This is a genomic window from Nocardia grenadensis NBRC 108939 (assembly GCF_001613445.1).
GTDB classification, from domain to species: Bacteria; Actinomycetota; Actinomycetes; order Mycobacteriales; family Mycobacteriaceae; genus Nocardia; species Nocardia grenadensis.
In genome coordinates, this window is sequence record NZ_BDCJ01000012.1 from 81,665 (window position 1) to 107,861 (window position 26,197).

At 68.5% G+C, this 26,197-nt stretch carries 23 protein-coding genes and 1 pseudogene; 13 read left to right on the forward strand and 11 right to left on the reverse strand.

Annotated elements, in window-relative coordinates; genetic code table 11:
* Nucleotides 1–63 precede the first annotated feature (63 nt).
* A complete protein-coding gene (locus NGR01S_RS14670; RefSeq protein WP_063037023.1) occupies nucleotides 64–978 on the forward strand; it encodes an SDR family oxidoreductase in 915 nt (304 codons plus the stop codon).
* On the opposite strand, the gene soxR is transcribed toward NGR01S_RS14670, so the two are convergent.
* Nucleotides 899–1,465, reverse strand: a complete 567-nt coding sequence (soxR, locus tag NGR01S_RS14675; protein WP_084481019.1) for a redox-sensitive transcriptional activator SoxR — start codon at nucleotides 1,463–1,465, stop codon at nucleotides 899–901. The genes NGR01S_RS14670 and soxR overlap by 80 nt on opposite strands.
* A gap of 126 nt (nucleotides 1,466–1,591) precedes the next feature.
* Between soxR and arcA the strand changes: the two genes are divergently transcribed.
* A complete protein-coding gene (gene arcA, locus NGR01S_RS14680) occupies nucleotides 1,592–2,857 on the forward strand; it encodes an arginine deiminase (protein WP_084481022.1) in 1,266 nt (421 codons plus the stop codon).
* Nucleotides 2,858–2,886: 29 nt separating this feature from the next.
* Entirely contained in the window at nucleotides 2,887–3,246 is a 360-nt protein-coding gene (locus tag NGR01S_RS14685) for a GntR family transcriptional regulator (protein ID WP_063037025.1), read from the forward strand.
* Between the two features lie 6 nt (nucleotides 3,247–3,252).
* On the opposite strand, the gene NGR01S_RS14690 is transcribed toward NGR01S_RS14685, so the two are convergent.
* Complete coding sequence (locus NGR01S_RS14690) at nucleotides 3,253–4,872, reverse strand: dolichyl-phosphate-mannose--protein mannosyltransferase (protein ID WP_063037027.1); 1,620 nt, start codon at nucleotides 4,870–4,872, stop codon at nucleotides 3,253–3,255.
* A 679-nt stretch (nucleotides 4,873–5,551) separates the two neighbouring features.
* On the opposite strand from NGR01S_RS14690, the gene rsmI reads away from it, so the two are divergent.
* On the forward strand, nucleotides 5,552–6,397 hold the full coding sequence (gene rsmI, locus NGR01S_RS14695; protein ID WP_245664600.1) for a 16S rRNA (cytidine(1402)-2'-O)-methyltransferase: 846 nt from the start codon (nucleotides 5,552–5,554) through the stop codon (nucleotides 6,395–6,397).
* 16 nt (nucleotides 6,398–6,413) lie between these two features.
* On the opposite strand, the gene metG is transcribed toward rsmI, so the two are convergent.
* Nucleotides 6,414–7,979 carry a methionine--tRNA ligase gene (metG, locus tag NGR01S_RS14700; RefSeq protein WP_063037031.1) on the reverse strand — a complete coding sequence of 522 codons (1,566 nt, stop codon included), beginning with the start codon at nucleotides 7,977–7,979 and terminating at the stop codon, nucleotides 6,414–6,416.
* A gap of 278 nt (nucleotides 7,980–8,257) precedes the next feature.
* Here metG and NGR01S_RS14705 point away from each other — a divergent pair, with 278 nt between their 5' ends.
* The 3 genes from NGR01S_RS14705 (at nucleotide 8,258) to rsmA (ending at nucleotide 10,358) form a co-directional block, all read left to right on the forward strand.
* Nucleotides 8,258–9,094: a TatD family hydrolase gene (locus NGR01S_RS14705; protein ID WP_063037033.1), complete on the forward strand. Its 837-nt coding sequence runs from the start codon at nucleotides 8,258–8,260 to the stop codon at nucleotides 9,092–9,094.
* 151 nt (nucleotides 9,095–9,245) lie between these two features.
* Nucleotides 9,246–9,428, forward strand: a complete 183-nt coding sequence (locus NGR01S_RS30975; RefSeq protein WP_169811914.1) for a hypothetical protein — start codon at nucleotides 9,246–9,248, stop codon at nucleotides 9,426–9,428.
* 63 nt (nucleotides 9,429–9,491) lie between these two features.
* On the forward strand, nucleotides 9,492–10,358 hold the full coding sequence (rsmA, locus tag NGR01S_RS14710; protein ID WP_373861424.1) for a 16S rRNA (adenine(1518)-N(6)/adenine(1519)-N(6))-dimethyltransferase RsmA: 867 nt from the start codon (nucleotides 9,492–9,494) through the stop codon (nucleotides 10,356–10,358).
* 27 nt (nucleotides 10,359–10,385) lie between these two features.
* On the opposite strand, the gene NGR01S_RS14715 is transcribed toward rsmA, so the two are convergent.
* On the reverse strand, nucleotides 10,386–10,595 hold the full coding sequence (locus NGR01S_RS14715) for a heavy-metal-associated domain-containing protein (RefSeq protein WP_063037037.1): 210 nt from the start codon (nucleotides 10,593–10,595) through the stop codon (nucleotides 10,386–10,388).
* Nucleotides 10,596–10,985: 390 nt separating this feature from the next.
* Between NGR01S_RS14715 and NGR01S_RS14720 the strand changes: the two genes are divergently transcribed.
* Nucleotides 10,986–11,954, forward strand: coding sequence for a 4-(cytidine 5'-diphospho)-2-C-methyl-D-erythritol kinase (locus NGR01S_RS14720; RefSeq protein ID WP_084481028.1), 969 nt, complete (start codon nucleotides 10,986–10,988; stop codon nucleotides 11,952–11,954).
* Between the two features lie 222 nt (nucleotides 11,955–12,176).
* Nucleotides 12,177–13,982, forward strand: coding sequence for an ABC-F family ATP-binding cassette domain-containing protein (locus tag NGR01S_RS14725; RefSeq protein ID WP_063037041.1), 1,806 nt, complete (start codon nucleotides 12,177–12,179; stop codon nucleotides 13,980–13,982).
* Between the two features lie 10 nt (nucleotides 13,983–13,992).
* Here NGR01S_RS14725 and NGR01S_RS14730 read toward each other — a convergent pair whose 3' ends face one another.
* Complete coding sequence (locus NGR01S_RS14730) at nucleotides 13,993–14,742, reverse strand: Abi-alpha family protein (protein WP_245664601.1); 750 nt, start codon at nucleotides 14,740–14,742, stop codon at nucleotides 13,993–13,995.
* Nucleotides 14,743–14,843: 101 nt separating this feature from the next.
* Nucleotides 14,844–16,166 carry a DUF445 domain-containing protein gene (locus NGR01S_RS14735; protein WP_063037046.1) on the reverse strand — a complete coding sequence of 441 codons (1,323 nt, stop codon included), beginning with the start codon at nucleotides 16,164–16,166 and terminating at the stop codon, nucleotides 14,844–14,846.
* A 226-nt stretch (nucleotides 16,167–16,392) separates the two neighbouring features.
* On the opposite strand from NGR01S_RS14735, the gene NGR01S_RS32540 reads away from it, so the two are divergent.
* The gene (locus NGR01S_RS32540; RefSeq protein WP_373861423.1) at nucleotides 16,393–17,394 is read left to right on the forward strand and encodes an Abi-alpha family protein; all 1,002 of its coding nucleotides are present in this window, start codon (nucleotides 16,393–16,395) and stop codon (nucleotides 17,392–17,394) included.
* 337 nt (nucleotides 17,395–17,731) lie between these two features.
* Nucleotides 17,732–18,223 (forward strand): annotated as a pseudogene (locus tag NGR01S_RS14745) (nuclear transport factor 2 family protein); the annotation flags it as partial.
* Between the two features lie 162 nt (nucleotides 18,224–18,385).
* On the opposite strand, the gene NGR01S_RS14750 reads toward NGR01S_RS14745, so the two are convergent.
* Entirely contained in the window at nucleotides 18,386–20,029 is a 1,644-nt protein-coding gene (locus NGR01S_RS14750) for a peptide chain release factor 3 (RefSeq protein ID WP_063037048.1), read from the reverse strand.
* Nucleotides 20,030–20,318: 289 nt separating this feature from the next.
* Here NGR01S_RS14750 and NGR01S_RS14755 point away from each other — a divergent pair, with 289 nt between their 5' ends.
* Both NGR01S_RS14755 and pth read left to right on the forward strand, forming a co-directional pair.
* Nucleotides 20,319–20,915: a 50S ribosomal protein L25/general stress protein Ctc gene (locus NGR01S_RS14755; RefSeq protein WP_063037050.1), complete on the forward strand. Its 597-nt coding sequence runs from the start codon at nucleotides 20,319–20,321 to the stop codon at nucleotides 20,913–20,915.
* A 17-nt stretch (nucleotides 20,916–20,932) separates the two neighbouring features.
* Nucleotides 20,933–21,508: an aminoacyl-tRNA hydrolase gene (gene pth, locus NGR01S_RS14760; protein WP_063037052.1), complete on the forward strand. Its 576-nt coding sequence runs from the start codon at nucleotides 20,933–20,935 to the stop codon at nucleotides 21,506–21,508.
* Between the two features lie 116 nt (nucleotides 21,509–21,624).
* Here pth and egtD read toward each other — a convergent pair whose 3' ends face one another.
* The 4 genes from egtD to egtA are packed head-to-tail and all read right to left on the reverse strand — an operon-like array spanning nucleotide 21,625 to nucleotide 26,139.
* Entirely contained in the window at nucleotides 21,625–22,596 is a 972-nt protein-coding gene (egtD, locus tag NGR01S_RS14765; RefSeq protein ID WP_063037054.1) for an L-histidine N(alpha)-methyltransferase, read from the reverse strand.
* A complete protein-coding gene (gene egtC / locus NGR01S_RS14770; RefSeq protein ID WP_063037056.1) occupies nucleotides 22,593–23,429 on the reverse strand; it encodes an ergothioneine biosynthesis protein EgtC in 837 nt (278 codons plus the stop codon). The genes egtD and egtC overlap by 4 nt, the downstream gene beginning before the upstream one ends.
* Nucleotides 23,429–24,769 carry an ergothioneine biosynthesis protein EgtB gene (egtB, locus tag NGR01S_RS14775; protein ID WP_063037058.1) on the reverse strand — a complete coding sequence of 447 codons (1,341 nt, stop codon included), beginning with the start codon at nucleotides 24,767–24,769 and terminating at the stop codon, nucleotides 23,429–23,431. Before egtB ends, egtC begins: the two co-directional genes overlap by 1 nt.
* On the reverse strand, nucleotides 24,766–26,139 hold the full coding sequence (gene egtA, locus NGR01S_RS14780; RefSeq protein WP_084481033.1) for an ergothioneine biosynthesis glutamate--cysteine ligase EgtA: 1,374 nt from the start codon (nucleotides 26,137–26,139) through the stop codon (nucleotides 24,766–24,768). The genes egtB and egtA overlap by 4 nt, the downstream gene beginning before the upstream one ends.
* Nucleotides 26,140–26,197 lie beyond the last annotated feature (58 nt).

Sequence of the window (26,197 nt, forward strand, 5' to 3'; positions counted from 1 at the left end):
CCGCGCGCGCCCGGGTCGGTAAGCTGCTGCCGACAGCGCAGTCGGACGATCGGGAGTAGCAGCATGGGGCGGGTCGACCGCAGGAAATCGGTGCAGAACGCGAAAACGCTGATCACCGGCGCGGCCAGCGGTATCGGCCGGGCGACCGCGCTGGCCTCGGCCGCTCGCGGGGCGCAGTTGGTGCTCACCGATATCGATGCCGCCGGGCTGGCCGATACCGTCGCCGAGATCGAGCGGTCCGGCGGCACCGTGCTCATCGCCCAGGCGTTCGATATCTCGGACTACGACGCCGTGGCCGAATTCGCGGCGGCCGTGCACGAGCGATTCGGCAGCCTCGATGTAGTGATGAACGTGGCCGGGACCTCGGTCTGGGGCACGGTCGACAGTCTCGAGATCCGGCACTGGCGGCGGATGATCGATATCAATCTGCTGGGCCCGATCAATGTGATCGAGCGGTTCGTGCCGCCGATGGTGCGTGCCGGTCAGGGCGGCGCGCTGGTGAACGTATCGTCGGCGGCCGGTTTGCTGGCGCTGCCGTGGCACGCCGCCTACAGCGCCAGCAAATACGGGCTGCGCGGCCTGTCCGAGGTGTTGCGCTTCGAACTGGCCGAGCACGGGATCTCGGTGCACGTGGTGACCCCGGGTGCGGTCGCCACCCCGCTGGTGCGCTCTTTCGACCTGGTCGGCGTGGACAAGGAGCACCCGCGGGTCCAGCGGGTCACCTCGCTGTTCACCCGGCACGCCGTGGCGCCGGAGAAGGTCGCCGCGGTGATCCTGAAGGGCATCGAACGCAACCGGTTCCTGGTGTACAGCTCGTTCGATATCCGGTTCGGATACTGGTGGAAGCGGAAGTTCGTCTTCCCCTACGAACTGCTGATGCGGCAGGCCAATCTGCAGTTCAGCACGCTGAAGCAGTCGGTGAATCGGGATCGGCCAGCGGGGAACACAACGAGTCCGGACTCTCCGGCACCGCACTGAGCGCATCGTCGCAGCCGGACTCCGGGCAGTTCAGATGCACATCCAGCACGCGCGCGCCCGGGCCCTCGGCGCCGAGGCGGTCGTACTCGTTCACCAGTTTGCAGCTCCCCAGGGACAGGCAGCCGCAGCCGATGCATCCGGTCAGATTGTCGCGCAGCCGGACCAGTTGGGTTATCCGCTCGTCCAAGTCCTCGCGCCAGGCGGTGGACAGCGTCTCCCAGTCGCGGCGGGTGGGCGTGCGACCTTCCGGCAAACGGTCCAGGGCGGCCCGGATATCGCTCAGTGGGATGCCGACCCGTTGCGAGATCCGGATGAACGCCACCCGGCGCAGCGTCTCACGGGTGTAGCGCCGCTGATTCCCGCTGGTCCGGCGGCTGGAGATCAAGCCTTCGCGTTCGTAGAAATGCAACGCGGACACGGCTACTCCGCTACGCTCGGAAAGCTGGCCGGGGGTCAGCTCTCTGGTCTTCCAATCCGCTGTCGGCATCGATACTCCTCCTTTATCTGAACAATACTTCAGGTTGCTGGAGGCCGGGGCGGAATCGGGGCAACTACCCCGCGAACGGGTGGGCGTCGCCGTGCCCACACCGCGATCGCGCATTAATGTCGGGACATGGGACCAGATGCCGTACCCGATCCGACATCCGTCCGTGACGAGAACCGGCCTCCCGCCGTCGGCTACGGGGTGACCAGCGAAGTCGGTGCGTTGCGCGCGGTACTGCTGCACCGCCCCGGTGACGAGTTGCGCCGCCTCACCCCACGCAACAACGACCAGTTGCTGTTCGACGGAATCCCCTGGGTGGAACGCGCGCAGCAGGAGCACGACATCTTCGCCCAGGTGCTGCGTGACCGCGGAGTCGAGGTCGCGCTGCTGGCCGATGTGCTCACCGAAACGCTCGAGGTGAGCGGTGCCGCCCGTATCCAGGGCATCTCCGCCGCCGTACACGCCCGCCGTCTCGGGCACGCCCTCGCCGCCGAACTGGCCGGCCACCTGCGCGGGGTCCCGGCCGCCGACCTGGCCCGAATCCTTATGGCCGGTATGACCTTCGACGAACTACCCTTCGCCGCCGACAACACCTCACTCGTCCGCCGGATGCACCACGGCGGCGATTTCGTCATCGATCCGCTGCCGAACCTGCTGTTCACCCGAGACTCCTCGTTCTGGGTCGGCCCCAAGGTCGCCATCACCGCCCTGGCCCTTCCGGCCCGTGCCCGGGAAACCTCCCTCACCGATCTGATCTACGCCTTCCATCCGCGTTTCCTCGGCGTACGCCGGGCCTACGAATCGCATACCGCGCCCATCGAAGGGGGCGATGTGCTGCTGCTGGCACCCGGAGTGGTCGCGGTCGGCGTCGGCGAACGAACCTCACCGGCCGGTGCGGAAGCTCTGGCACGCAGCCTGTTCGACGACCGCCTCGCGCATACGGTGCTGGTGGTGCCGATCGCGCAGAACCGCGCCACCATGCACCTGGACACCGTGTGCACCATGGTCGATACCGACGCCGTGGTGATGTATCCGGGAGTTCGCGAAACCCTCACCGCCTACACGATCAACCGCGACGACACCTCCGGCGACTGTATCGTCACCGGCCCCGAACCCTTCCTGCCCGCCGCGGCGGCAGCTATGGGGATCGACAAACTCCGCGTAATCGACACCGGACTCGACGGAGTCACCGCCGAACGTGAACAGTGGGATGACGGGAACAACACCCTCGCACTGGGCCCCGGCGTCGTCGTCGCCTATGAACGCAACGAAATGACCAATGCGCGGCTGGAGGATGCCGGTATCGAAGTGCTGCGCATTCCCGGCTCGGAACTGGGCTCGGGTCGCGGCGGGCCGCGCTGCCTGTCCTGCCCGCTTGCCCGCGATCCGGTATGAAATCCGGCCGGATGCGGTAAGAACGAGCCATGCTCGAGATCACGGTGTCCCACGATTCGGGCGTCCCGCCGTACGAACAATTGCGGCTCGCCGTCATCGCCCGGGTCCGCGCGGGTGAACTGGCCGCGGGCACCAAGATCCCCACGGTGCGGGCCCTGGCGGCCCAGCTCGGCCTCGCCCCCAACACGGTGGCCCGCGCCTACCGTGAACTGGAACAGGACGGAGTCCTGGAAACCCGTGGCCGGCTGGGCTCGTTCATCGCCTCCTCCGGCGACCCCACCGCCGACGCGGCGGGGCGGGCGGCCTCGGAGTACGTGGCGACCACCCGGCGGCTGGGGTTGGACGGGGAGGCGGCGATCCACTACGTGAGGGTCGCGCTGGGGAGCTGAGAACTGTCATCTCCAGCTCGGTAGCCACAGGTGGTCTTGCCAGTTGTTCGCTGTTATGGGGAGGCCGGTGAGGATGGGCCAGAGCCAGATGAAGTTCGCTATCACGAGGGCCAGGTAAAGGCAGATCACCAGGAGGCTCAGGCTGTGGCGTTCACTGGGCCGGGCGGGTAGGAACTCGCCGCCGGATCCCCGCGCGGCCGGGCGCCCGGTGGTGCCGAGTATGTCGCCCAGCACCAGCGCTACCGCCATCACCAGGAACGGGGCCAGGGTGACCGCGTAGAAGTAGTACATCTGGCGGTCGAGGGTCAGGAACCAGGGCAGCAGGGCGGCGCCGTAGGCGGTGAGCACGGCCGCGTACCGCCAGTCCCGGCGCACGATCCAGCGCCAGATACCCCACGCGAGTACGGGAAGCGACACCCACCACAGGGCGGGCGTACCGACCAGCATGACGGCTTTCACGCATTCGGTCTGCCCGCAGCCGGTGACCCCGTCGTCGGCGTAGTAGTACAGCATCGGCCGCAACCCCATCGGCCAGGTCCACGGTTTGGATTCCCACGGGTGATGGTTGCCGGCGGAATTGGTGAGCTCGGAATGGAACCCGAGAGTGCGGGAGTGGAAGTACCACAGCGAACGCATGGCGTCGGGCACCAGATGCGACCAGAATCCACCGGTGCCGATCCCGTCCTCGGGCGCCGACGGATTACCCGCCATATAGCGGTAGACGGCGGTCTCGCTCCGGAACCAGGCGGCATAGCTCGCCAGGTACATACCCAGCGGGATCAGCACCAGCGAGTACAGCGCGGGGCCGAGATCGCGGACGGCGGTGCCGTACAGCGGTTTGCCGACACCGTAGGTGCGGCGCGCGAACAGGTCGAACAGGATGCTCAGCAACCCGAACGCGGCGATGAAATACAACCCGGACCATTTGGTGCCGCAGGCCAGACCCAGCAGGACTCCCGCGCCGAACCGCCACCACCGCACACCCAGGCGCGGGCCCCACGGCGTCTCGCCGATCCGTCCCTCGGCGTCGGCGCGGGCCAGCCGGGCCCGCACCTGGTCCCGGTCGACGATCAGGCATCCGAATGCGGCGGTGGCGAATACGGTGATGAAGATGTCGAGCATCCCGATCCGGGACGAGACGAAGGTGGTCCCGTCCGCGATCAGCAGGATTCCGGCCAAGGCACCCAGCATCGTGGAGCGTGTCATTCGCCGCACTATCCGGATGACCAGCAGGACCAGCACGGTACCGGCCAGCGCGGCGGAGAACCGCCACCCCCAGCCGTTGTAGCCGAACAGCGCCTCGCCGATCGCGATCATCTGTTTGCCGACCGGCGGATGCACCACCAGCCCGTAGCCGGGATTGTCCTCGATACCGCCGGTGAGGAACTGCCAGCCCTGCGGGGCGTAATGCTTCTCGTCGAAGACCGGCGTCCCCGCGTCGGTCGGATAGTTGAGCATGGTGAAGCGGGTGATGGCCGCGATCACCGTCAGGAACAGGCTGACCACCCAGCCGCGCGCGGTATCGGTGGGACCGAAATCCGGTGTCGGCCGCAGTGGGGCCGGGCTCGACCAGGCGCGCTGCGGCCGCCAGGCCGCGGGGCGGCGCGGTTCGGTCAGCTGAGTCACGGTTGTGAGCTTATGTGCTGTGCTCATTGGCGCCGCCTTCGGCGTCGCGGGGTCGAGGCCCCCGAAGGCCCCGCCGTTCAGCGCCCGAGACTCGCGCTTCGCGCATGCACTTCGGGCGCTGAACGGCGGGACGGGCCTCGACCCTTTCATGGCCTCGTAAGACTCGGCACCGAGAGGGCGCTGCTGTTCGTGAAGACGATCGGATGCCAGGTCGGCGGGGTGGTCGAGTTGGCATCCGTTTCGAACGAGTCGGCATCGGATCCGGCTGTCGAATGCTGACGCAACCCGTATGTGCCGAGTGTTGCGAGACGCCTCAACCCCGCGGCGCCGGAGGCGCCGTCAATAAACACAGACCTTTACGAGCAAGCCTGCATCCCCACCTTTACGAGCAGGCTCACGCCCTGACCTTCGGTGTCACGGGTCAGGGGGAGCCCCCCTCCGCCCCACCTGCCGATCCGGACATCGAATGGCGACGTAACCTATCTGCGTCGAGGCTTGCGAGACACCTCAGAGGTCGAGGCCCGTCTCGCCCCTTGGTCGAAGGTGCTCAAAGGTCGCCCTCTATGGACGGCCCACCGCACATCGCATGAGCGAAGCTCGAGTCTCGAGGCCTGAACAGCGAGACCAAGGGGGCCTCGACCCCGCGACGCCGAAGGCGGCGCCAAAAGATAGGAGCGTGGTGACCACGGGTGGGCTGATCTTGGCGGCGACACCGCTGGGGGCGATCGGGGATGCGTCGCTGCGCCTGCGGGAGGCGCTCGGTAGCGCCGATATCGTGGCGGCGGAGGACACCCGGCGGACCCGGTCGCTGGCGGACGCGCTCGGAGTGGAGATCCGGGGCCGGGTGGTCAGTTTCTACGATCATGTCGAGGAGGCGCGGGTACCGGCGCTGCTGACCGAGATCGCGGACGGCCGGAGCGTTCTGCTGGTGACCGATGCCGGGATGCCGTCGGTGAGCGACCCCGGCTACCGGCTGGTGGCGGCCTGTGCCGAACGCGGCCTACCGGTGACCTGTCTGCCGGGCCCCTCGGCGGTGACGACGGCGCTGGCGCTCTCGGCGCTGCCGGTGGACCGGTTCTGTTTCGACGGTTTCGCACCCCGGAAGCCGGGCCGGCGCAAGGAGTGGCTGGGCACGCTGGTGGGGGAGAAACGGGCGTGTGTCTTCTTCGAGGCGCCGCACCGGCTGGCGGATTGCCTGGCCGACGCGGTCGAGGTGCTGGGTGGCGACCGCCGGGCCGCGGTGTGCCGGGAACTCACCAAGACCTATGAGGAGGTCGTGCGCGGCACGCTGGCCGAACTCGCCGAATGGGCGGTGGACGGGGCGCGCGGCGAGATCACCGTGGTGCTCGCGGGCGCCACGGCCACCGTGGTCGATCCGGAGGATCTGGTGGCGCAGGTGGAGGAACGCGCCGCGGCGGGGCTGCGTCTCAAGGACGCGAGTGCGGAGATCGCCGAGGTCGCCGGGGTCTCCCGGCGGGAACTCTACGATGCCGTACTGGCTGCCCGCCGCGCCGCGGTGGACTGAGCCGGCGCCGGAATGGTCAGTCCTCGGTTTTCGGCTCCACATAGCGCGGGAACACCGGTTCGGGCGCCGGGAGCGCGACACCGGGTACCAGCGGGGTGGCGAGCGCGGCGAAATCGCGGTCCTGCTGGGCGAGCAGGTCCAGGATCCGTGCGGCCGAGCCGGGCAGGACCGGCTGGACCAGGATCGCCACGATCCGGACCACCTCGAGGGTGACGTAGAGGACCGTCGCCATCCGGGCGAGGTCTGCCTCGGTACCGGATTTGCGCAGCGCCCACGGCGCCTGAGCGCTGAAGTACCGGTTGGTCTCGCCGAGGGTCAGCCAGATCTGTTCGAGCGCCAAATGCATCTGCTGGACGTCGAATTCGGCCCGGCAGCGTTCCAGTAGTCCGTTCGCGCGGTCGAGCAACGCCCGATCCTCGGCGGTGAACTCGCCCGGGGTGGGGACGGCCGCGTCGCAGTTCTTGGCGACCATGGTCAGGCTGCGCTGCACCAGGTTGCCGAATTCGTTGGCGAGGTCGGCATTGATCCGGGAGACGATCGCCTCGTGGCTGTAGCTGCCGTCCTGGCCGTAGGAGATCTCGCGCAGCAGGAAGAAGCGCACCGCGTCCAGGCCGTAGGCATCGACGAGGTCCAGCGGGTCGACCACATTGCCGACCGACTTCGACATCTTCTCGCCCTTGTTGTAGAGGAAGCCGTGCACGAAGACCCGGCGCGGCAGTTCGATCCCCGCCGACATCAGGAACGCCGGCCAGTACACGGTGTGGAAGCGGGTGATGTCTTTACCGATGATGTGCACGTCGGCGGGCCAGTACTTCCGGAACGCGGCCGACTCGGTATCGGGGAATCCGACACCGGTGAGGTAGTTGGTGAGCGCGTCCACCCACACGTACATCACATGGTCGGGGTGGTCGGGGACGGGCACACCCCAGTCGAAGGTGGTCCGGGAGATCGACAGGTCCTTGAGACCGGCCTTCACGTAACTGACGATCTCGTTGCGCCGGGTGGCCGGGGCGATGAACTCGGGGTGCTCGTCGTAGAGCGCGAGCAGTTTGTCCTGATAGGCCGAGAGCCGGAAGAAGAAGTTGGATTCCTCGGTCCAGGTGACCGGGGTTTTCGTCTCGGTGGAGATACGGCTGCCGTCGTCGAGCAGCGTGGTCTCCTCCTCGGTGTAGAACGCCTCGTCGCGCACCGAGTACCAGCCCGAATAGTTGTCGAGGTAGATATCGCCGTTGTCCAGCATCCGCTGCCAGATGGTGGCGCTGGCGAGCTGGTGGTCGGCGTCGGTGGTGCGGATGAACCGGTCGTAGGAGACGTCGAGGGTCTTGTCCATCGCCTCGAACACATCGGAGTTACGGGCGGCCAGCTCCTCCACCGGGGTGTTCTCGGCGGCGGCGGTCTGCTGCATCTTCTGACCGTGCTCGTCGGTTCCGGTCATGAAGAACACGTCGTACCCGTCGAGCCGCTTGAACCGGGCGAGTGCGTCCGAGGAGATGTACTCGTAGGCGTGCCCGATATGCGGCGCACCATTGGGGTACGCGATGGCCGTGGTGAGGTAGAAGGCGGGACGATCGACTGCGCTCATGGTGTGTCGATTTCATCATGCGGACCGCAGTGAAGCCGACTCGACTGCGTGTTCATGCCATCAGAGCGTACTTGCCGGGCGCCGCGGGCCGGGATCGAATCCGGCGGGTACCGCCCGCGCGCGGCGGAATGGCGGTGCGCGCTGCCCGCCGTGCGGCCGGACGCGGTCTCTAGTGTGGTGCCCGTGCCTCTTCTCGATCGTGTGCGTGAATTCCGCCCCGCCCGCGCGGCGGGCACCGTCCTGAGTGTTCGCCCGCTTCGGCGCCGGGTCGCGGACCGATGAGCGCGAAGCGTCCCGCCCCGCCGCTGCCGGAGCCGCTGACGCCGCTGGTCGACGCGCATACCCATCTGGATGCCTGCGGTGCCACCGATGCCGCGTCGGTGGCCGAGATGGTCGATCGGGCGGCCGGAGTGGGCGTGGGGCGGGTGGTGACCGTCGCCGACGATCTGGACGCCGCCCGCTGGGCGGTCCGTGCCGCGAACTGGGACGACCGGGTGTATGCCGCCGTCGCGCTGCATCCGACCCGGGCGAACGCGCTCGACGATGCGGCGCGGACCGAGCTGGAGAAGCTGGCCGCCGACCCCCGGGTGGTGGCGGTGGGTGAGACCGGGTTGGACTATTACTGGCCGGGCAAGCTGGAGGGATGCGCGGATGTGGCGACCCAGATCGAGGGTTTCCGCTGGCATATCGACCTGGCGAAGCGCATCGGCAAACCGCTGATGATCCACAACCGGGAAGCCGATCACGATCTGCTGACCGTGCTGCTCGACGAGGGCGCTCCGGAGACGGTGATCTTCCACTGTTTCTCCTCGGACGCGAATATGGCGGTGTCGTGTGTGGCCGAGGGGTATGTCCTGAGTTTCTCGGGGACGGCGAGTTTCAAGAACGCGCACGAACTGCGGGAGGCGGTGCGGGTGGTGCCGGACGAGCAGTTGCTGTTCGAGACCGACGCGCCGTATCTGACTCCGCATCCGTACCGGGGCGCGCCCAATGAGCCGTACTGCCTGCCGTACACCGTGCGCGCGGTGGCCGAGGCCCGTGGTCAGGACCCGGGTGAACTGGCCGAGATCAGCACTGCGAACGCGCGCCGTATCTATCGATTCGGCCGTAGTTGAGCCGCGTTGATCTTGAGTGATCTGAATCACAATTCGACCCGCCGGGATTTCGTCTACCTGGGGCGCGACCGCTCACCGGTGGTGTGAAGAATCGGCGGGTCGGTTCGTGCCGGTTGTCGGCGGCCATCCGCTTCGTTATCGTCTCGTGACCGTGTCACCCTTTGCGAGGATCAACTCCTCCCGCTCGCTCATGCTGTACCTGGTCATCGCCGCTGTGCTGCTGGCCTTGATCGCCGGCGCCGGTGCGGCCATCGCCACGCACGACTCCGGTGGCGAACGGGCGCACTCCGCCCCGGCGGACCTTTCGCACGCGCCGGCGCTCGACGCGGCCTGAGCTTCCCGCCCGCGCGGGCGGCCCGGCCCGGGTTGGTAGGTTCTCCCGGTGTCCGATGCCGAGATGATGGTGCGTGGTCAGGCCGAACTGCTGGGCCCCGCGCAGGTGCGCGAACTGGCAGAACGGTTGGGTGTGCGCCCGACCAAACAGCTCGGCCAGAACTTCGTACACGACGGCAACACCGTCCGGCGCATCGTGACCGCGGCCGGTGTCGGACGGGCGGATACCGTGCTGGAGGTCGGACCCGGACTCGGTTCCCTGACCCTGGCGCTACTGGATGTGGTGGATACCGTCCTCGCGGTGGAGATCGACCCGGTGCTGGCCGGGCAACTGCCCGCGACGGTGCGGGAGCGGGCGGCCACGCTGGCCGATCGGCTGACCGTGATCCCGGGTGACGCACTGCGGATCGGGTCGGCGGAGCTGGCGGCGGCGCCGACCGCGTTGGTCGCGAATCTCCCCTACAACGTGGCCGTGCCGGTGCTGCTGCATCTGCTCGCCGAGTTCCCGAGTATCACCACCACGCTGGTGATGGTGCAGGCCGAGGTGGCCGACCGGCTCGCCGCGAAGCCGGGTGGCCGGGTGTACGGAGTGCCCAGCGTGAAGGCGGGGTTCTACGGAACCGTGCGCAAAGCGGGTGCGGTAGGCCGGCAGGTGTTCTGGCCGGTGCCGCAGGTCGAATCGGGTCTCGTGCGCATCGATCGGTTCGCCGAATCGCCCTGGCCGGTCGACGAGGCGCACCGGCGCCGGGTGTTCGAGGTGGTTGATCTGGCGTTCGCGCAGCGCCGCAAAACACTGCGGGCCGCGCTGGCGGGCTGGGCGGGTGGCCCCGCGGAAGCCGAGCGGCGGCTGCTCGCCGCCGGGATCGCACCGACTGCCCGCGGGGAGACCCTGGACACCGCGGCGTTCGTCCGTCTCGCCGCGCAATCCTGATCCGTTCGGATCGACCCTGTCCCCTGATTACCCGGCGATCTCGTAACCCGCTTCGTCCACCGCCGCGGCGATATCGGCATCGGAGATGGGTGCGTTGCCCTCGACGACGACCCGGCCGGATGCGAGGTCCACGTCGACGCCGGTGACACCGTCGATCTTGCTGATCTCGGTCTGTACCGACTGGACGCAGTGTCCGCAGGTCATACCGGTGACGGTGTAGGTGCTGGTCGTGGCCATGACATCTCCTTCGTGCTCGTTCCCGTTCGGGAAGTCCTGCCGTCGAATATACCCCCGGGGGGTAATTGCGGCAATGGCGTGTTGTCCAACGCACCCGCTGGGCCGAGCTCACCGGCCGGCTCCGAACGAGACCCTCGGTGCAGGACCTTTCGCTGTGCCCGCGGTCCCGGGACCGGCATCGGGCGAACCTCCGCTGGTGCCGCCGCCTGCGCGGGCCATGGACGGGTCTCGCGAGTGTGCCCCGGCATACCTCCGCCTTCGCCTCGGCCGTGCGCGGGTCATCGATGGGTCCCGCCCGACTGTGGCCCCCGGCATGCCTCCGCACCCGCTCGGGCCGTGCGCGGATTGTGGATGGGCTTCGTCCAACCGCGCCCATTAGGCTGGGTCACCGTGCTGTCCGTTGTGCCCAGCCCCGTCACCGTGCGGGCTCCATCGAAGGTGAACCTCCATCTGGGAGTAGGTGACCTGCGCGCCGACGGCTACCACGAGCTCACCACGGTGTTCCAGGCGCTGTCACTCGCCGACGATCTGGAGATCACTCCCGCCAACTCGCTCACCCTGCGGGTCACCGGGGAGGGCGCCGCCGAAGTGCCCACCGACCGGACCAATCTGGTGTGGAAGGCGGCGGTCCGGCTCGCCCAGGTGGCCGGACGCGCGCCCCTGGTGGAGATCGTCATCGACAAAGGCATCCCGGTCGCCGGCGGTATGGCCGGCGGCAGCGCCGACGCGGCCGCCGCGCTCGTCGGACTGAACGAGCTGTGGGAACTCGGGATGAACCGGGACGAACTCGCCGTGGTGGGCGCCGAACTGGGCAGCGATGTGCCCTTCGCCCTGCACGGCGGCACCGCGCTGGGCACCGGCCGCGGGGAACGCCTGCTGCCGGTGCTGTCCCGCAATTCCTTCCACTGGGTGCTGGCGCTGGCCAAGGGCGGGCTGTCCACCCCGGAGGTGTTCACCGAACTCGACCGGCTGCGGGTCCAGGGCGAACCGCCCCGGCTCGGCGAACCCCAGGAGATCATGCAGGCGCTGGCCTCCGGCGACGCGCACCAGCTCGCCCCACTGCTCGGCAACGATCTGCAGGCCGCCGCGGTCTCACTGCGCCCCGAGCTGCGTCGCACATTGCGGGCGGGCGTAGAGGTCGGCGCACTGGCCGGACTGGTCTCCGGCTCCGGCCCGACCTGCGCGTTCCTGTGCGAATCGGCGGAATCGGCGGTGGCGGTCGCGGCGGAACTGTCCGGCGCGGGGGTGGCCCGCAGCGTGCGCACGGCCAGCGGCCCGGTACCCGGCGCACGGGTGATCGGCCACGAGGAGCCGCACCCGCCGGCGCCCGACCCTGGGCCGGGCCCGCGCCGCGCCTGAGCGCCGAACACCGGAACCGCTACCGGGCATCTCTCGGCGGCCCGGTACCACCGCACCCGCTCCAGAGCCCATGCACGAACAGTGGACGGGTTGCGCCGAACGGTGCCCGTCAGGAGCACCTCCGGGCGTGCGTGGGCTGCGGATGGGCTGCGTCCGGCAGTGCCTATTAGGCTGATCGGGGCCCCGTAGAGGCGTGGCCGGCAGCCGGAGGCGGAAGGATCCATGTCCAACCTGATCAACCTCGAACAGGTCAGCAAGAGTTTCGGGATCACACCGCTGCTCGACGGAGTCTCGCTCGGTGTGCACGCCGGCGACCGGATCGGGGTGGTGGGCCTCAACGGCGGCGGGAAGACCACCCTGCTGGAGGTGCTGACCGGTATCGAGGAGCCCGACAGCGGCCGGGTGAGCCGGCTCGGCGGGCTGCGCATGGCGGTGGTCACACAGCGGGGCGTCCTGCCCGCGGGAGCCACCATCGGCGAGGTGGTGCTGGCCGGACTGGCCGACGACGCCCCCACCGGCGATATCGCCGAACACGAATGGGCCGCCGATCCCCGCATCCGGTCGGTGCTGGACGGTATCGGTATCGCCGACCTCGGTCTGGAAACGTCGGTCACCAACTTGTCCGGTGGCGAACGCCGACGGGTCGCGCTGGCGGCCGCGCTGGTGCGGGAACTGGATCTGCTGGTCCTCGACGAACCGACCAACCATCTCGATGTCGAAGGGGTGGAATGGCTGGCCGGACATCTGCTGGCCCGGCGTAGCGCGCTGGTCGTGGTCACACACGACCGGTGGTTCCTGGACACGGTCGCCACCCGCACCTGGGAGGTGGTGGGCGGCCGGGTCGAAACCTACGAGGGTGGCTACGGCGACTGGATCTTCGCACGGGCCGAACGCGCCCGGCAGGCCGATGCGACCGAGGCCCGCCGCCGCAACCTCGCGCGCAAGGAACTGGCCTGGTTGCGGCGTGGCCCGCAGGCCCGTACGTCCAAACCGCGGTATCGGGTGGAGGCCGCCGAGGCGCTGATCGCCGAGGTGCCGCCGCCGCGCGATTCGGTCTCGCTCGCCGCGTTCGCCAAGAAGCGCCTGGGCCGGGTGGTGGTCGAACTCGAGGACGCCACCCTCGCCACCCCGGACGGTCGGAAACTGGTACGCGACCTCACCTGGCGGCTCGCCCCCGGTGAACGGGTCGGTCTGGTCGGGGTGAACGGATCCGGCAAGACCACGCTGTTGCGCGCGCTCGCCGGTGATATCGACCCGGTGTCCGGGAAACGGATCCAGGGCCAGACCGTCCGGATCGGCTGGTTGCGCCAGGAGCTCGATGATCTGCCCACCGATATGCGGGTGCTCGAGGCGGTGCAGGAGATCGCCATGCGGATCACCCTCGGCGAAGGCAGCAAGGCGCTGGAACTCTCGGCCGGGCAGCTCGCCGAACGGCTCGGTTTCTCCCCGGCCCGCCAGCGCACCCCGATTCGTGACCTGTCCGGTGGCGAGCGGCGGCGCCTGCAACTCACGCGCATTCTGATGTCCGAACCCAATGTGCTGTTGCTGGACGAACCGACCAACGACCTCGATATCGACACCCTCCAGCAGTTGGAGGATCTGCTGGACAACTGGGCCGGCACCCTGGTGGTGATCAGCCACGACCGCTATCTGGTCGAGCGGATCTGCGACAGCACCTGGGCGCTGTTCGGTGACGGCGCGCTCACCAACCTGCCCGGTGGTATCGCCCAGTACCTGCGCCGCCGCGCCGAAATCGCGGCGGGCGGTTCCGCCCGGGCGACGGCGCAATCGCAGCCCGCGGCGGCGCAGACCGATTCCGCGGCCTACCGCGCGACCCGTAAGGAACTGACCCGGCTGGAACGCGCCATCGACAAACTGGGCGAGCGGGAGACGGCCCTGCACGCGGCGCTGGCCGAGGCCGCCACCGACCCCGGCAAACTGGTGACACTGGGCACCGAACTCAAGGATGTCCAAGCCCAGAAGGAAACGGCCGAAGAGCGCTGGATGGAACTCGCCGACCAGGTATGAGTGCCCGCGCTCAGTGGTTCTGGGCCGCCGGGCCGTTCTCCCCCGTGATCGGGAGGCTCGCCTGGACGAACTCGCCGCCGAACGGAGTGAGCGCGATACCGCGGTGCTGGAGGTTGCCGCGGCCACCGGCCTGTTTCAGCAATTCGATCGCGGGTGCCTGGGCTTCCAGCAGTTGGTAGCGCTCGGGGGTGCCCACCGCTTCGGGCAGCAACTCGATCAGCCCGATCCGGCGCAGATTGGCCAGGTAACGCTGGACCCGGTCGGGATGGCGCAGCCCGGCGTGCTCGCCGATCATGCTCACCCCGACCTCGGCCGTACCCGATCCCTGGTCCGCCTTACGCGAAGCGCGCCGGGTGCGGCGGCCGCCGCGGACGGTTACGGCCGGTTGCGGCCCGTCGAGGCGGAGCAGGCGCAGGATGCGGGCTTCGTCGGAGGTGAGCTCGGCCAGAATGCGGGCGAAGGCCGGATGGCCCTCGTCGGCGGCCCGCGGGCTGGCGGCCAGGCGCAACAGCGCGGCACCCTGCTCGCGCAATGAGCGTTCGGTGGGGTTGTCCAGAGCCGACGGTTCCGCCGCGGCGACACCCAGTGCCCGGCGCAGGGCCTCCTGGGCCCGCGCGACCGCCTCGGTGCGGATCTCGGCCGGGGGCAGCCCGGCCATACTGCCGCGCACCACCGTCTCGGTGATATCGAGGGCGGTGTGCACACCCCAGCGGGTGGTGCCCGATACCGCCGAGGCCGCGACCCGTGCGACTCCGCTCACGGCCCGTACGGTGGCGGCGGGGCCGCCGGACCGCCCGCTCCCGCCGGCCCGACCGCTACCGTCGCGCCGCTCGGGCTCACCGCTGTCCCGCGTTTCCCGTTTCACAGCCATGTCGTCGCCACCCCCGTTCCGAAGACCAGGATATGCGCGTATCCGGCGAACAGTCCCAGTACGCCGCCGTGCACGAAAAGCAGCCACTCGTCCTGTTTGATCGCCGCCCGCAGCATATCGACGAAATCGCCTGGCGACAGTTCGGACATCTGCTTGGAGATATAGGCGCCGATCTGCTTGCCCTGGCGCACGTTGAAGTCCTCGTCGGCGAAGGCGAGCGGCGCGATGGCCATCGCCTCGGAGGTCAGGGTCTCGGTCAGCGTGCGGTAGTCACGGCTGCCGAGTACCAGTTTCACCGCCCCGCGCGCCGGTCCCAGTGCCCGGTCGGCGGCGGGGCGCAGGGTGTCTTCCAGCATTTGCAGGGTGCGGTCGGATTTGGGTCCGTTCAGCAGCTCGTCGCCGATATTGGCCACCGTCATCACCTGGGTCGAGACCAGTTCGGCGTATCCGGTGGTGATCTCGTCCTGGCGTTTGATCAGCAGACCCTGCCGCCACGGGCACCACCATTTCGGCTCGGCGGGGGCGAAGATCATGTTCAGGCCGACCCAGTTGACGACCCAGCCGATGATCACCCCGCCGATCGGCAGCACCGCCAGCGTGGGCCAGCCGGTGACATGCAGTATCGCGACCAGCACCACGCCCATCGGGGCGCCGAAGTAGAGGCCGAAATTCTGCATGAACCGCAATTCCTTGGCGCCGAGCACCTGGAACAACTGGTTGAGCAGTTGCGGCCGGGCCTGGAAATAACGAATGACCATCTGTTTGACATCGAGCAGTTGATCGATGTTCGTGCCGAGTTCGGTGGTGAGCTCGCGCAGGATATCCGGCAGTTGCTGGCGCACTCTCTCGTGCACCATCTCCCGGACCTGACCGGGCAGGTTGTACCAGAGCTGCGGATGCTCACGGCGCAGGATCGACTCGACGATATCGCGGATCTGGGTCTCGGCCGTCCCCGCCAGATGCTCGGCGAGGGCGTCGGGTTCCAGTTCTCGATAGAAGTCGGCGACACTACCCAGTTTCGAAAGGCCTTTGTCCACCGCGATACTGGCCATCTTGTCGGCCCGTGAGGGGACGATGCCCTGCCAGCCGAAGCGGCCGTCATGGCTGAGCAACGGCAGGATCTGGATACGCTTGGGCAGGTACGGGTACAGATACCGCAGGCCGGGCACCCGGATACCGTGAAATGCGATCGGCCGGAACAGCATCAGCACACCGGTCCAGTTGGTGACGTAGCCGATGACTCCGGTGAACAGCGGAATGGTCAGCAATTCCAGGAGGATCGTCGGGTGTACCCCGAATACACTCTCCAACACGACACACCCTCCTGCTCCGGTGATCGCCGCCTCACCGGGACCCTCAAATTAGCACCACCACCGGACGGCGACCGCGCCGCGGCGGACGTCCCGGCGGTAGCGCGTTCGGGTCCGGCACACCAGTGTCCCAGACGAGAGCCGGATTCATGGTCCGGCGGCGAGTGATCGCGGCGAATGGGCAATAATCGGTGAGCGGATTCGTTCATCTGGCGATATCGGAGTAGACGTGGCAGACGACAGGACCGGACAGGAGATCCCCCGGACCGGTTCCCGTGCCGTGCAGCGCAGCGGGCCCCCGGGGGCCAGGCGGGTATCGGGAAACGCGCGCGGTGCGTCCCCGAACGGTGTGCGCGCGGCTACCTCGGACGTCGAACGCCGGCCCCCGTCGAGTGTGGAACGCGGCGCCGATATCGAACAGCGGCAGATCAGCAATGAGGCCCGTCTCATCCGCGGTGTGTTCCGGGCGGCCGGCCTGGCGGCGGGCAGTGTGGTGCGCGGTGGCCAGTGGGCGGTCAACACCTCCTACGAGATGACCCGGGAGATCACCCAGGCCGCCCTGGACGGGGAATCCTCGGCCGAGATCGCCGAACGGACCGGTAACGCGCTGCGCTCCATCGCGCGCAATGCCCTCGGCGTCACCGAGGGTTCGGTGCGCGAGATCGTCAGCTATGTCCCCACCGGGCAGACCCCGCCCCAGCAGACCGTGGCGGTCGGCTCCTATCTGCGTTCGGCCAGCGTCGCCGAACTGCGCCGCCGCGGGGACGCCCTGCTGGCCCGGTCGGCGGATGTGTACTTCACCGAAGAGGTGCATCCGGCCTATGACCGGATCCTGGACGAACTGGCGCCCGACGAGGCCCGCATCCTGCGCTATATGGCCCTCAACGGGCCGCAGCCGACGGTCGATGTGCGCACCAACCGCCCACTGGGTATCGGATCGGAGTTGATCGCCGGGGGGCTGACGTCGGTGCCGGAGCAGGCCGGGGTTCGGTACATGGACCGCGCGCGCTCGTACCTGATCAACCTCGGCCGGTTGGGTCTGACCGATAATTCCGACGATCCGGTGGTACTGAGTCGCTATATGGTGCTGGAGGTTCAGCCGATCGTGGAGGCAGCGCTGAAAAAAGCGGGCCGCGCACCGAAAATTGTCCGCAAAAGCTTGCGTCTGACCGAGTTCGGAGAGGATTTCTGCCGGACCTGCTTCACCATGGGCAACGGCGAGCGGCCCTGATATCGATCCGGCGAACCGGGCCTGCGCGGACCTTTTCGTAATCGGTGATCCGCGCCCGGAGTCCGTGATATCGCCGACGCAGGATAGCAATCCGATACAGATCTGAATTACCTCCCATTTTGTCCATTTCAGGTGGGATGGTGGAGGGATGGACCAGGGCGAAGAGCGCAACGATCCCGGGCCACGCCCGGGTGGTTTTCCGCGGCGGCCGGGCCAGAGCAGCGACACCATGGCCTTCTCCGGCCCCGCACTCGCGGCCGCATTGGGGGCCGGACTCGACGTCTCGCTGCCTCCGCGGCTCGAGCCCGAGGCAGATGTGCCGCTGACGATGGGGCCGATGCGGCCCGGCGAACGATCCGGGGTGAACGCTGTGCCGACCGACGATATCCTCGCGATACATCGCCTGAAATTCCGATACCTGCGTGCCCTGGACACCAAACACTGGGACGAGCTCGCGGACACGATGGTGCCGGAGGCGACGGCCACCTACAGCGAATACCTCCAGTTCGAATCACGGGAAGCATTCCTCACATTCCTGCGCAATACCCTCGGGCCGCACGTCATCACCGAACATCGCTGCGATCACCCCGAGATCGATGTGAACGGAGACCGGGCCACCGGAATCTGGTACCTGTCCGATACCGCGCTGATTCCGGAGAACAATATGCTGCTGCGTGGCTCCGCCTTCTACAACGATGAATACGTGCGCTGCGACGATGGCCACTGGCGGATATCGCGCACCGGATACGAACGCACCTACGAAGTGGTGCTCTCGCTCAGTGACCTGCCCAGCCTGCGGCTGACCGCCAACCGCTGGGGTCTGATGCAGCAGGCCACCGGGGTCGAGGAGGTCGAGCGCGTCCCACGCGACCACCCGCAGGCGGGTGCCGGAACGGGTAACGCGGAGGCAGGTCCCCCGGCCGGCGATGGGGAGGTCGACACCGACCGCGAGTATCCCGGCCCGGAGAACCGGGCGGCCGGTTGAGCCCGGTCAGTCGGCGGCGGCGACCAGCGGTTCCAGCGTGAGATCGGGCATCTCCTTCTGGATGTACTGCAACCGCCATTTATCGCTGAAGACGGCCAGGATCGCGCCGTCGCTACGGGTGAACACCTCCACCCCGCGCTGACGGTCGAGTTCGGGTGCCGATTCGGCGTCGGTGCGCCGGGCGATCGTATAGGCGAGGTTGTCGAGTTGGGTCTCCACACCGAACTCGCCCTGCATACGGGCCGTCACCACTTCGAACTGCATGGGACCGACCGCCGCGAGAACCGGGGAGGCGTCACCACGCGAATCGTTGCGCAGGACCTGCACCACGCCCTCGGAATCGAGCTGGTCGATGGCCTTGCGGAACTGCTTGTACTTGCCCGCGCTCTGCGCTCGTAGCGCGGCGAAATGTTCCGGCGCGAACGACGGAATGGGCGGGAACTCGACCTTCTTGTCCACGAACAGCGTGTGGCCGGGGGCCAAAGCGGTCGCGTTCACCAGGCCCACCACGTCACCGGGATAGGCGGTATCCACGGTGGCGCGTTCCCGGCCGAATACGGTGAGCGCGTATTTGGTCGCGAACGGGCGACCGGTCTGGGCGTGGGTGACGACCATGCCGCGTTCGAACTCCCCGGATACGATCCGCATGAAGGCCAGCCGGTCGCGATGGGCGGTATCCATCCCGGCCTGCACCTTGAACACCACCGCGCTGAACGGATCCGCGGGCTGCCGCGGGGTACCGTCCACCGCGTCCCGTGCGCCGGGGGCGGGCGCGAGCGCCACCAGGGTTTCCAGCAGCTGCCGGACTCCGAAGTTCAACATGGCCGAGGCATAGATCACCGGCGAGGTCTGCCCGGCGAGGAAGAGTTCCTGGTCGTGGTCCTGACCGGTGGCCGAGAGCAGTTCGCTCTCCTCCGCGGCGGTGGTCCACGGCTCACCCTCCCGGGCTTCGGCGGCCGCCGGGGTCAGCGATTCCTCGGGCGCGATCGTGGCGCCGCCGGCGGTCCGGGTGAAATGGATGTATTCGGCAGGGGCGCCGTCGGGCCCGCGACGCAGCAGGCCGCGGAAATCGCCGGCGATCCCGACCGGGAGGAACAGCGGGGTCGGCGTGAGACCGATCCGCTCGTCGATCTCGTCGAGCAGTTCCAACGGAGCGCGGCCCGGCCGGTCCCATTTGTTGATGACCGTGATCACCGGGATACCGCGATGCCGGCACACCTGGAACAGTTTCAAGGTCTGTGGTTCCAGGCCCTTGGCGGCGTCGATCAGCATCACCGCGGCATCGACCGCGGTCAGTACGCGGTAGGTGTCCTCGGAGAAATCGGAGTGACCGGGGGTGTCGACGAGATTGATCACATTGTCGATCTCGGAGCCGGCGGCCCGGTAGTTGAACTGCAGCGCGGTGGAGCTCACCGAGATACCGCGCGCCTTCTCCATCTCCATCCAGTCCGACACCGTAGATTTACGTCCGGCCTTGCCGTGGATAGCGCCCGCCTCGGCGATCTTGCGCGCGTGCAGCGCGAGAGCTTCGGTAAGCGTCGATTTACCCGCGTCGGGGTGGGAGATCACGGCGAAAGTGCGGCGCCGCGACACCTCGGCGGCCAATCCGCGCGCAGCGGGTGCGACGGAGCCCTCGGTGGAGGCGGTCAACGGAAACAACCTTTCGGACGATAGGGAGAACCTGTCCAGGCTACGTGACGGTGCTGACCAGGCGTCCACGTGCCGCCCACTACCCGATTCAGGAGTTATTCGGGGACTGAGTTACAGTATTCGGGTTGTCTCGGCGAGGGTTCGCATTTCTGCGGCACCGTGATCGACGCGGCGCGGCTTCCGGCCGCCTCCGATCGGTCCTCGCCTGACGAGCAGACCAACCGACCAGGGGCGCGATTACCCTGGCACCGCCCACCAGTCCGGTATAGCCGTAGGAGTTATTTCAGTCATGTCCGACGTCAACCTTCTCGAAGCGCAGATCCGCACCGAGTTCGGCAAGGGCGCAGCGCGCCGTACCCGCCGCGCGGGCAACGTGCCGGCCGTGCTGTACGGGCACCAGTCGGACCCCCAGCATCTGTCGCTGGACGCGCTGTCGTTCGCGGCCATCCTGCGTCAGCACGGCACCAATGCGGTGCTGAACCTGAACATCGAGGGCCGCAAGCAGCTCGCGCTGACCAAGTCGGTCGTGGTGCACCCCATCCACCGCTACATCGAGCACGCCGACCTGCTGATCGTCCAGCGCGGCGAAGAGGTCACCGCCGATGTGCCGGTCACCCTCACCGGTGAGGCCGGCCCGGGCACCCTGGTCACCCAGGAGGCCACCACCATCTCGGTATCGGCCGAGGCGCTCAACATTCCCGAGTCGGTCGAGGTTTCCATCGCCGGCGCCGAGGTGGGCACCCAGATCACCGCGGGCGCCATCGAGCTGCCCAAGGGCGTCAGCCTGGCCGGTGACCCCGAAGCCCTGATCGTGAATATCGTCGAGCCCCGCGCCGCCGAGCCGGAGCCCGAGGCCGAGGGCGCCGAGGGCGAGAGCGCCGAATAAAGAACCGGCCCCTCTCGATGGCCGATACCGCGCCGGCGCTCGTCGTCGGCCTGGGCAATCCGGGTCCCGCCTACGAGCGCACCCGGCACAATGTGGGCTTCCTGGTCGCCGACTCGCTCGCGGAGCGGGTCGGTGGCCGGTTCACCGCGCACAAGAAGTCGGGCGCCGATCTGTTGCAGGCGCGGTTGGACGGACGACAGGTACTGATCGCGAAACCGCGGTCGTACATGAATCTGTCCGGCCGGCCGGTGGCGGCGCTGGCCCGGTTCTTCTCGGTGCCGCCCACCGAGGTCGTGGTGATCCACGACGAGCTGGATATCCCGTTCGGTGAGATCCGGCTCAAACGTGGCGGGGGTGAGGGCGGACATAACGGCCTACGGTCGGTGTCCGGGGCTCTCACCAGCAAGGACTATTTGCGGACCCGGATCGGTATCGGGCGACCGCCCGGCCGGCAGGACCCGGCCGATTATGTGTTGAAGCCCTTTTCGTCGGTTGAGCGCAAAGAGCTCCCGACGGTGGTGGAGCAGGCCGCCGACGCGGTGGAACTGCTGCTGCGGGTGGGGCTGGAAGCCGCCCAGAATCAACTGCACTGAGCGCGGGCGACCGGATGTCGGGATAGTGCGGTGGGCGGTAGCGGACACCACCTGCGTCCGAACTGGACCGGGCACTGATGTTGAAGCTCGGGTTGTTCTGAAATTACTGCCCGGTTTCAGATCCGGGCAGCCAGGACGAGGGCAAAACGGTTGTCTGGGTCGGTCCAGGCGTGTTCGGTCGCGAAACCGGCGGCTCGTAGTTCGCCGTCGAGCCCGGGAAGGCGGAACTTCGCGGAGATCTCGGTGCGTATCTGCTCGCCCCGCGCGAAACGCGCGGTGAAACCGAGATCGGCGACCGTCACCGCCATGTCCCGGATGGCTTCCAGCCGCATCTCGATCCATTCGTTGCCGGCATCCCAGTGCGCGATATGGCGAAAGGCATCCGGATCGAAATCGGCGCGCAGCCGGGAATTGAGGACTCGCAGCACATTGCGGTTGAATTCCGCGGTGAAGCCGGCGGCATCGTCGTAGGCGGGGACCATGATTTCGGGATCCACCACCAGCCCCGCGCCCAGTAGTAGTTGTTCGCCCGGTTCGAGGACATCGTGGATTCCGGTGAGGAATTCGGCACGTTCGTCGGGAACCATATTGCCGATGGTCCCGCCGAGGAACGCGATCATTCGGCGTCCCCCGCGCGGCAGCGTACCCAGGGTGTCGGTGAAATCACTGACCACCCCGTGGACCGCCAGGCCGGGAAAGTCCGCAGCTACCTCGTCCGCCGAAGCGCGCAGCGCTGTGGCCGAGACATCCTGCGGGACATAGGTTTTCAGCGGGCCCTGCGAGATGAGAGCGTTGAGCAGGATGTGGGTCTTGGCTGCCGATCCCGACCCCAGTTCGACCAGGACCTCCGCCTGCGCGGTGCGGGCGATGGCCGGAGCGACCGATTCCAGGAGGGCGCGTTCGGTACGAGTGGGGTAGTACTCGGGCAGTGCGGTGATCTGCTCGAACAGTTCGCTACCGCGGGCATCGTAGAACCATTTCGGCGGCAGCCATTTCGGGCTCGCGGTGAGACCGCGCCGCGCGTCGGCGCGCAGCGCCTCGGTCAGGGCGGCGTCGGTGAGATGGACTTCCACGATCGGCTGGGTCATGGCGTCAGGCTTTCGGTCGCGGTGGAGCGGCCGAGGTCGAGGGTTTCGACACTCAGCTCGCCGGGTTCGGCATGCACGAGACTCCGATCCGGCAGCTGCTGCCACCGGGTGTCGTCGTCGTAGGGCTCGGAGGAAAGTACGGCGAATTCGTCATCGATCAGCGCGTACAGCGAGTGGTAACAGGTCGTGGCCCACAGCGCCGTGCCGTTGCCGAGCAACAGGGTCACCCGGGCGTCAGGCGCGTGGTGCAGCACCCCGGTGACCAGCAGCCGCAGCGCGGTGCCGGGAGTTTCGGCGAGGCCGGCCGGCGGTTCGGGGTCCAGCAGCCGACGCAACAGGACCCACAGTGCGGCGGAATCGGTCAGTGCCTCGGCTTCGAGGAGATGACTGGTCTCGTAGCGGCGGGTCATCCCGGCCCGGGTGGCCGCCACGTCGAGATCGGACAGGACCGCGGTGAGCACCGAACGCCACCCCGGTACCACACCGTTGTGGCTGAATGCCCAGTTCGCCCCGCAGAACGGCGCGCACGCCGCGCGTTCCACCGGCATACCGACCGTGGCCGAGCGGACCGATCCGAGGACCGCGTGCGAGGTCAGCTGCGGCAGGACCTCGTCCACCGCGGGATCGGTCCAGATCGGATCGGCATTGCGGTAGCGGGTCACCGACGCTGTATCCGGACGCCACCAGGCCACACCGAACCCGTCGGCATTGATCGTGCCGCCGCCGCGCATCTCACGCGGTGCCCATGCCTGGGTACGCAGCGAATGCGGGCCGCGGGTGAGCACGTCGCCCACCGGCACAGGTGCGCCCACATAGCCGATGTGCCGGCACATCAGGCCTCTTCCGGGCCCACGGTGCGGGCCAGCCGGAAACCGGCGAAGATCTGCCGGCGGATCGGATGATCCCAATTGCGGAAGGTGCCGCGGCAGGCGACCGGATCGGTACCGAAGGAGCCGCCGCGCAGTACCCGGTAGTCGCCGCCGAAGAACACCTCCGAGTACTCCCGGTACGGGAAGGCACGGAAGCCGGGGTAGGGGTGGAAGCCGGAGGAGGTCCACTCCCAGATATCGCCGATCAGCTGGTGTACCCCGGCGGGTGAGGCGCCCGCGGGATAGGCGCCGATATCGGCCGGTTCCAGATGCCGCTGGCCGAGATTGGCGTGCGTGGAGTCCGGTTCGGCATCGCCCCACGGGTAGGCGCGGGTGCATCCGGTATCCGGGTCGTAGCGGGCCGCCTTCTCCCACTCCGCCTCGGTGGGCAGCCGTTTACCGGCCCAGTTCGCGTAGGCCTCCGCCTCGAACCAGCACACGTGCACCACCGGTTGTTCCGGGCGCAGCGGCCGCAGTGCCCCGAACACCCGCCGCCACCACCGGCCGTCGGTGTCGCGTTCCCAGAACTGTGGTGCCGTGAGCCCGGCCTCCAGCCGATGCGCCCAACCGCGCTCGGACCACAGCTCCCGCCGCTCGTAGCCGCCGTCGGCGACGAACGCGAGATACTGCGCGTTGCCGACGGGCGCCGCGTCGATCGCGAATGTGGGCACGCGCACCGGATGCGCCGGCCGCTCGTTGTCCAGTGCCCAGGGGTCGGCGGAAGTGCCCATCACGAACTCACCGCCCGGGATCACCACCTCGCCGCGGACCGCCGTGCGCGCGGTGGGTGGGGCGGGCGCGGTCAGGACCGGCGCGCCGGTGCGCAGCTGGTGTGTGGCGAGCATGGTCTCGTCGTGCTGCTGTTCGTGCTGGGCGATCATCCCGAACGCGAAACCGCCCGCGACCAGCCGGTTGTCCTGGAGCGGGTTGCGGTCCAGCACATCCCACACCTTCTCGCGTACCGTGCCGACATACCCGCGGGCCTCGTCGGGACCCAGCAGCGGCAGCTGCGGCCGGTTCGGGCGCGCGTGTTTGAACGCGTCGTACAGCTCGTCGATATCGGGGCGTACCGGGGCCCGGCCACCGACATCGCGGACCAGCCACAATTCCTCCTGGCTGCCGATATGGGCCAGATCCCAGACCAGTGGGCTCATCAGCGGCGAATGCTGTGCGCGCAATTCCGCTTCGTCCAGGCAGTCGGTGAGCGCGGCGGTCCGTCGCCGGGCCCGGATGAGGGTGGCCGCGATGTGCTCGCGCAGGCGCTCGGTCTCGATGAGGTCGGCGTTCGGCCGGGCGAGGGTCATGATGCTGCTCCGCTCGTCGACGGGGGATCAGTGGGGTGCGCCGGCGCGCCATGGCCGGACTCGTCCTGTGGTGGCCGCCCGGCGGCGCACCGGCGGATCGCGGCAGACAGCCGGGGCTCCAAGGAACTGTGCGCGGCGGCGGCCTCCAGGACGGCGACGGCCGCTGCCCGCAGCTCCGGCTCGGCGAGACCGTGCCGGGCGGCGTCGTGCCAGCGACCGGCCGTGGTACCCGCCGCTGCCGTCGCGTCCGCGACCGCGGCCGGGGTGGACAGCAGGGCGTCGACGACGGTGATCGGGACCGACCAGCCGTCGCCGGGCTGCGCGTCGAGATAGCGGACCTCGAAATATCCGGCGGGCCGAACCGGCGGGAACAGCGTGGTCAGGTGGTATTCGAGGTCGCCGATATCGGGTCGGCGGCCGATCATGTCGTCCAGGGCGCCGGACAGCCAGTCGCCGAAGGTCACATCCGGGGGCGCCGCCCAGGCGACCCGTTCGGCGGACTCGGACCGGCGGACACACAGCAGCGGGGCGTCCAGCGCCCAGCGGGCATAGCCGACGACCGGATCGGGCCAGTCGGCGACCGGTGGGCAGGCGCGGGCCGGATCCAGGTGCAGCCAGGTGCGCATGCGCTGGGAGGCCCACTCCCCGGTGGGCGCCCCGCGCAGCACCGGCGAGCACGCGAACGCGGCGATCAGGGCGGGGCCGACGGTGTGCAGGGCGGTCCAGCGGGCGGTGAGGTCGGCGTGGTCGGCGCCGATATCCACGCTGACCTGGGCGGCCGCCGTATTGCTCATCATCAGCCGCCCGTAGGGGCCGATCCGGGTGAAATAGTGCTCCATCGCCCGGTATCGCGGTAGCCCCAGCTGACATCGGGGGGTGCGGGCCGGATCGGCGGCGGCGGCGACCATCCGGATGGACCGGGCACCGAGGAGTTCGCGCAGCCGCTGTTCGTCGGCGCGAAGCCGGGCACACAGGTCGGCGGCGTCGGTGACGGCGATGCTGGAGAGTTCGATCTGCCCGCCGGGTTCGACGGTGACCCGGCTGCCGCCGGGTAACGGGCGGGCGGGGGAATCGGGCGCGATGGCGCGGGGCGCGTGGGGGCCCAGGGCTTGGGCCAGCAGTTCGGTCGTGGGCCGGGGACCGGTCAACAGGTGGTGGGTCTCGTCCGGGGCCGGCCGTCGTACGCCGCGGCGTGCCGTACGACCGGTACGGCAGACGGTGAACCATTCGAGTTCGGCGCCGACGAGCCCGGGTGGGCCCACCTTGAAACAGACGCCCCCGAGAAACGCTTCGGCCGCCGCGCGGCTGGACAGGGCCGGGTGCGCTGGTAGGTCGCTGGTCGATTCCGGATGTTCGAGCGTGACCGCCATACCAACCTCCGTGCGGCTTCTCGCTGGTTCGTATCTCGTGTTCGGCCGGGGTACTGCC

Coding starts and splice junctions, on each gene's coding strand:
- NGR01S_RS14670 (WP_063037023.1), top strand. CDS start 64: ATGGGGCGGGTCGACCGCAGGAAATCGGTGCAGAACGCGAAAACGCTG.
- soxR (WP_084481019.1), bottom strand. CDS start 1,465: ATGCCGACAGCGGATTGGAAGACCAGAGAGCTGACCCCCGGCCAGCTT.
- arcA (WP_084481022.1), top strand. CDS start 1,592: ATGGGACCAGATGCCGTACCCGATCCGACATCCGTCCGTGACGAGAAC.
- NGR01S_RS14685 (WP_063037025.1), top strand. CDS start 2,887: ATGCTCGAGATCACGGTGTCCCACGATTCGGGCGTCCCGCCGTACGAA.
- metG (WP_063037031.1), bottom strand. CDS start 7,979: ATGAGCGCAGTCGATCGTCCCGCCTTCTACCTCACCACGGCCATCGCG.
- NGR01S_RS14705 (WP_063037033.1), top strand. CDS start 8,258: ATGAGCGCGAAGCGTCCCGCCCCGCCGCTGCCGGAGCCGCTGACGCCG.
- rsmA (WP_373861424.1), top strand. CDS start 9,492: ATGATGGTGCGTGGTCAGGCCGAACTGCTGGGCCCCGCGCAGGTGCGC.
- NGR01S_RS14715 (WP_063037037.1), bottom strand. CDS start 10,595: ATGGCCACGACCAGCACCTACACCGTCACCGGTATGACCTGCGGACAC.
- NGR01S_RS14725 (WP_063037041.1), top strand. CDS start 12,177: ATGTCCAACCTGATCAACCTCGAACAGGTCAGCAAGAGTTTCGGGATC.
- NGR01S_RS14755 (WP_063037050.1), top strand. CDS start 20,319: ATGTCCGACGTCAACCTTCTCGAAGCGCAGATCCGCACCGAGTTCGGC.
- pth (WP_063037052.1), top strand. CDS start 20,933: ATGGCCGATACCGCGCCGGCGCTCGTCGTCGGCCTGGGCAATCCGGGT.
- egtD (WP_063037054.1), bottom strand. CDS start 22,596: ATGACCCAGCCGATCGTGGAAGTCCATCTCACCGACGCCGCCCTGACC.
- egtC (WP_063037056.1), bottom strand. CDS start 23,429: ATGTGCCGGCACATCGGCTATGTGGGCGCACCTGTGCCGGTGGGCGAC.
- egtB (WP_063037058.1), bottom strand. CDS start 24,769: ATGACCCTCGCCCGGCCGAACGCCGACCTCATCGAGACCGAGCGCCTG.
- egtA (WP_084481033.1), bottom strand. CDS start 26,139: ATGGCGGTCACGCTCGAACATCCGGAATCGACCAGCGACCTACCAGCG.